The sequence below is a fragment of the Gammaproteobacteria bacterium genome (genome assembly GCA_013001575.1).
GTDB lineage: Bacteria > Pseudomonadota > Gammaproteobacteria > Steroidobacterales > JABDMI01 > JABDMI01.
Map to the genome: position 1 here is coordinate 1 of JABDMI010000023.1, position 4311 is coordinate 4311.

The following is a 4311-nucleotide window of genomic DNA, read 5'->3' on the forward strand; positions in this document are numbered from 1 at the left end:
TAGACATCAAACTCGCATCCCAAGTGAGCGGAATTGATGTCATCCTCGGCGGACACACCCACGACGGCATTCCGGTTCCGGTGGTAGTAAAAAATAACGGCGGTCAAACCCATGTCACCAATGCCGGATCCAATGGTAAATTCCTGGCCGTGCTTGACCTGCAACTAACCGCCACCGGGGTGAGTGATGTGCGGTATAAACTCTTGCCGGTGTTCTCGAATCTTTTGCGCGCCGATGCGAGCATGCTTACGCACATTGAGAACATGCGCCAACCCTACCTCGACAAACTCAACGAACCACTGGCGGTTGCGGGGTCCCTGCTTTACCGGCGGGGTAATTTCAATGGCAGTTTTGACCAGGTCATTTGTGATGCCTTGCGCGAGCAACTGGACGCCCAGGTTGCTTTGTCGCCAGGTTTTCGTTGGGGAACCAGCGTGTTGCCTGGGCAAACCATCACTATGGAACATGTCATGGACCAAACGGCGATCACTTATCCCGAGACCTATGCTCGAAATATGAAAGGCTCGGAATTAAAATTGATCCTGGAAGACGTTGCCGATAATTTATTCCATGAAGACCCTTATCGCCAGCAGGGCGGTGACATGGTTCGCGTGGGAGGATTGCAATACACCTGCGATCCGCTGGCTGGCGCTGGTGCACGGGTTCAGGACTTGCGACTGGATGATGGTGAACTGATCGAGGCCAATAAAGACTACAAAGTGGCCGGCTGGGCAACGGTGGGCTCCAGGGCGCCGGGTCCGGATATCTGGGATGTGGTCGCCGATCATTTGCGCGAGCAGAAAAGCGTAAGTGTCGACAAACTCAATACCCCGAAACTGCTGGGTGTCTCGGATAACCCGGGAATCGCCGATTATCAGGGCGAATTCTCATAAATCTATTTTTGAATTAATTACTGGTTAGCAAACAGGAAATCACAATGAATATTTTTTCACAATCCAAAATTTTACTATCCACACTGGTACTCGGTTTTAGTGCATGTGCAACAGGTACGCCATCAATTGAAGCGGTTGCGACGTCGGAAACTGCCGAACTGCCAGAAATCATCGTAAATGCACAGGCCGAGAAACCTTTCGCAGAACACAAACTGGTCTTGCAACTCAGTAACCAAAGCCGCCAGACCGATGTGCTGGATGTGGCCAATAATCTGATCAAGAATTATGGCGGTCCCGAATATATTGATATCGAGGTGGTTACCTTTAATGAAGGGGTTAAACTTTTGTATGCCGATAGTCCACATCTCGACCGGGTTGCCAGTCTGGTTGAGAACGGGGTGCGTTTTTCGGTGTGTAAAAACACCATCGATTCGACCGAACGTCGCACCGGTGTACGTCCCGAGTTAAGTCCGCATGCCGACCTGGTACAAGCCGGGGTGGCCAGGATGATCACATTGGTCGAACACGGCTACATACAGATCAAGCCCTAAATATTGAAATAATTATATCCCCGCTTTTAACGAATCTTGGGGATGTGCTGTACGATCAGGCTATTGGAATAATTACGAGATTCCCGCGTCACTAGTGCTTGTCTTCTGGCAATGACGGGCTCTATTCGAACTCCATCGCTTCAAACACGCGTCCGGCGTTCTGTGCCGCCAGTTCTTTAAAGGTATCCAGATGCGCAAAGGCCGATTGATCCAGTTCATAGGCGTCTTGCAAGTCGCCACCGTCTTCCAGAATTTGTCCGATCTCGGTACGTAAAAATATCAAGTAGTCCCGGGTGTAGCGGCGCACCTGAGCGATGTTGGTCGGGTGCCCATGCCCTGGGATCACGTACACGGCATCCAGGTCTTCGAAGCGTTGCCAGCTTTCCAGCCATTCAGCCGTTTGGGTATCGCTCATGATCGGCAAGAGTCGCTCATGAAAAGCCATGTCACCGGCGATCACCAGTTTTTGTTCGGGTAAATGCACCACCACGTCGCCGGGTGAATGCGCCAGACCCAACCACAATGCTTCGATGCTAAAGTCACCGAGTTTGATGATCTTCTTATCAGTAAAAGACTCGCTTGGCTGGACCACCTTAGTGTGCTCGGACCTATCTTTGAGAATACGTTTGCTGCGGGCCAAGGCCTCGGCCCCGTGTTTTTCCCATTCCTGCACGGCGGAGTCATGCGCAAGGATTGCAACCTTTTGATCTGCCCAATAGGAGTTACCCAGCATGGCGTGACCCTGGGCATTTTCGTTGATCACATAGACCACGGGCTGATCGGTGATCTGTTTGATCTCGTGATGCAGGGCTTTGGCCAGCAAGTATGACGCACCGCCATTGATCACCACTACGCCTTCGCCGGTGACAATGAAGGAAAGATTATTATTATGCCCGGAGTTCTCGTAGGTGGGTGGAGCGGTGGCACCAATGGCCGACCACACATGTGGAATGACCTCAACCGGCTTGGAATAGAGTGCTGAATTCGGGTATTGGTCGGGGATGGCTTGGCTGGCCATTAGCCTTGGCAGACAAAGTGTATATAACATCAATCCACTTAACATCAGGGCAAATGTGGAGAGCGAATTGAATAACATTTTTGGCGTGTTAAGCATTGTTCAATTATAAATCCACACTATAAAATTGTCTTTATAATGTCTCTACACAGCAGAATTATTTATGCCCAAAAGAATCAAATTATTTCTCCAAGCCCTTTGTCTAAGCTTGATTGCTTTGATGTTGGTCACTCTTGGTCGCCACATCGCTGTTAAACAACAACTGGCGCCAGAGTCGACACCAACCGATATTCCTGACCCTGCGCATTTCACGGCCGAGAATTTTTTTGACGACTCTTTCAAAGATCTGTCTGAAGAACTTCAACTTGCTCGTGAAGCAGGTCAAACCGGCGTATTCGTGTTTTTTGATATGCAGGGCTGCCCTTACTGTCAATACATGAAAGACCATGTGCTGAATCGGGTTGACGTTCAGGACGTTTATCGCAAAAACTTTCGCAACATCATCATCGACATCCATGGCCAGACCGAAGCGGCTGACGTAAATGGCACTGAAATGACTGAAGCCGATCTTGCTAATCTGTACGGGGTCAACTTAACGCCAACGATGATATTTTTCGCTCTCAACGGTGACGAGATCTATCGCAAACAAGGTTTTATCAAAATCCCTGAGGACTTTCTGGCTATGGGGCTGGAGATCGTGGAGTTTTCCCAAGTTGAATAAATTGAATTGCAGGCATAAAAAAAGCCGGATAATCGTTTATCCGGCCAAATTCACTTTCACTCAATGCGTATTGCGAAAATCAGTAATTATCTTTTAATAGTTTGAATGACAGTAACAGCAAAATGGCGCTGAACGGTACCGCGAGCCATAACGGGTCGACCCCAAAGACATCGGCAAAAGTGATCTGCCCATAATTACTGTGACTGATCAGGCCTTTGAACATCGGGTACATAATTGCGTACAGACCGGCACCCACCAGTCCACCGAGAATGGTGAACAGCGCATCGACCTTGCCTTCGCCGGCCGCCGCCACACAGGTGCCAGGACAATACCCCGACACGGCAAAACCAACTCCGAAGATCAAACCGGCAATACCGATACCGGCAAGATAAGTCGGTTTAATACTTAAATTGGCCAGATCCAACAAGTCCAGGGCATATACACCAACGGTGGCCACGGCGATCCCGGTCAGGATCAGTTTAATAATGGCCATGTCCTTGAGTAACAAGGCACCCATGATCTTGCGGTAACTGGATGCTCCACCCAATTGCAAAATGGCACCAAAGGCCATACCAATAGCGAGTCCGAGTAAAAGTTTCATAGTTTTTTACCTCTGTATAAATATTTAGCCGTCGCGATTCCGGAGGCAAAAATGGCGATCCCGAAAACAAAGGATCCGACCGTGAGTTGCGAGATCCCGCTCATCATATGTCCGCTGGTACATCCGCCGGCGAGGCGAGCACCAAATAACAAAAGCACGCCGCCCACAAAGGCATGTAACCAGCGCTTTTGGCTGGATGAGCCAAAGTTTTGTTGCCACATGTCAGGCACGGAGGGATTCTGGCGTGCGCGAAAACGTTTGGTGACCACGGAGGACACGACCGCGCCGAAGAAAATGCCGATCACCAACATCCAGCCGTAATCGATACTCCAGGAATTCTTTTCACCGTATTTGCTAAGGTATTCATTCGCCTCGGCTTTGTCCGGGGCAATAGTATGGGTGACCATGGCATCGGTGTTCACATAGGCGGTCGATACGCCCAGTGGTTTGGCCACGGCGGTGGCCAGGATCATCAACAGGCCTAATGCAATGCCTGCGACTTTCCATGAAAGGACGGGTTCTTGATTCAT

General features: G+C 49.9%; 6 protein-coding genes. 3 read left to right on the plus strand and 3 right to left on the minus strand.

Going from position 1 to position 4311, the window contains the following annotated elements:
• Together HKN88_01865 and HKN88_01870 are read left to right on the plus strand one after the other, a co-directional pair.
• A partial coding sequence (locus tag HKN88_01865; GenBank protein NNC96797.1) for a thiosulfohydrolase SoxB occupies positions 1-893 on the plus strand: 893 nt, incomplete at its 5' end.
• Positions 894-937: 44 nt separating this feature from the next.
• Positions 938-1444 (plus strand): hypothetical protein, encoded by a 507-nt coding sequence (locus tag HKN88_01870; protein NNC96798.1) that lies wholly within the window; start codon positions 938-940, stop codon positions 1442-1444.
• 121 nt (positions 1445-1565) lie between these two features.
• Here HKN88_01870 and HKN88_01875 read toward each other — a convergent pair whose 3' ends face one another.
• Positions 1566-2507, minus strand: a complete 942-nt coding sequence (locus tag HKN88_01875) for an MBL fold metallo-hydrolase (GenBank protein ID NNC96799.1) — start codon at positions 2505-2507, stop codon at positions 1566-1568.
• 115 nt (positions 2508-2622) lie between these two features.
• Here HKN88_01875 and HKN88_01880 point away from each other — a divergent pair, with 115 nt between their 5' ends.
• On the plus strand, positions 2623-3180 hold the full coding sequence (locus HKN88_01880; protein NNC96800.1) for a thioredoxin fold domain-containing protein: 558 nt from the start codon (positions 2623-2625) through the stop codon (positions 3178-3180).
• Between the two features lie 79 nt (positions 3181-3259).
• Here HKN88_01880 and HKN88_01885 read toward each other — a convergent pair whose 3' ends face one another.
• Together HKN88_01885 and HKN88_01890 are read right to left on the minus strand one after the other, a co-directional pair.
• On the minus strand, positions 3260-3781 hold the full coding sequence (locus HKN88_01885; protein ID NNC96801.1) for a YeeE/YedE family protein: 522 nt from the start codon (positions 3779-3781) through the stop codon (positions 3260-3262).
• Complete coding sequence (locus HKN88_01890; protein ID NNC96802.1) at positions 3778-4311, minus strand: YeeE/YedE family protein; 534 nt, start codon at positions 4309-4311, stop codon at positions 3778-3780. Before HKN88_01890 ends, HKN88_01885 begins: the two co-directional genes overlap by 4 nt.

What these genes read in the sequence shown, in the direction of transcription:
- HKN88_01885 (NNC96801.1), bottom strand. Translation starts at nt 3,781, where the DNA reads ATGAAACTTTTACTCGGACTCGCTATTGGTATGGCCTTTGGTGCCATT.
- HKN88_01875 (NNC96799.1), bottom strand. Translation starts at nt 2,507, where the DNA reads ATGTTAAGTGGATTGATGTTATATACACTTTGTCTGCCAAGGCTAATG.
- HKN88_01890 (NNC96802.1), bottom strand. Translation starts at nt 4,311, where the DNA reads ATGAATCAAGAACCCGTCCTTTCATGGAAAGTCGCAGGCATTGCATTA.
- HKN88_01870 (NNC96798.1), top strand. Translation starts at nt 938, where the DNA reads ATGAATATTTTTTCACAATCCAAAATTTTACTATCCACACTGGTACTC.
- HKN88_01880 (NNC96800.1), top strand. Translation starts at nt 2,623, where the DNA reads ATGCCCAAAAGAATCAAATTATTTCTCCAAGCCCTTTGTCTAAGCTTG.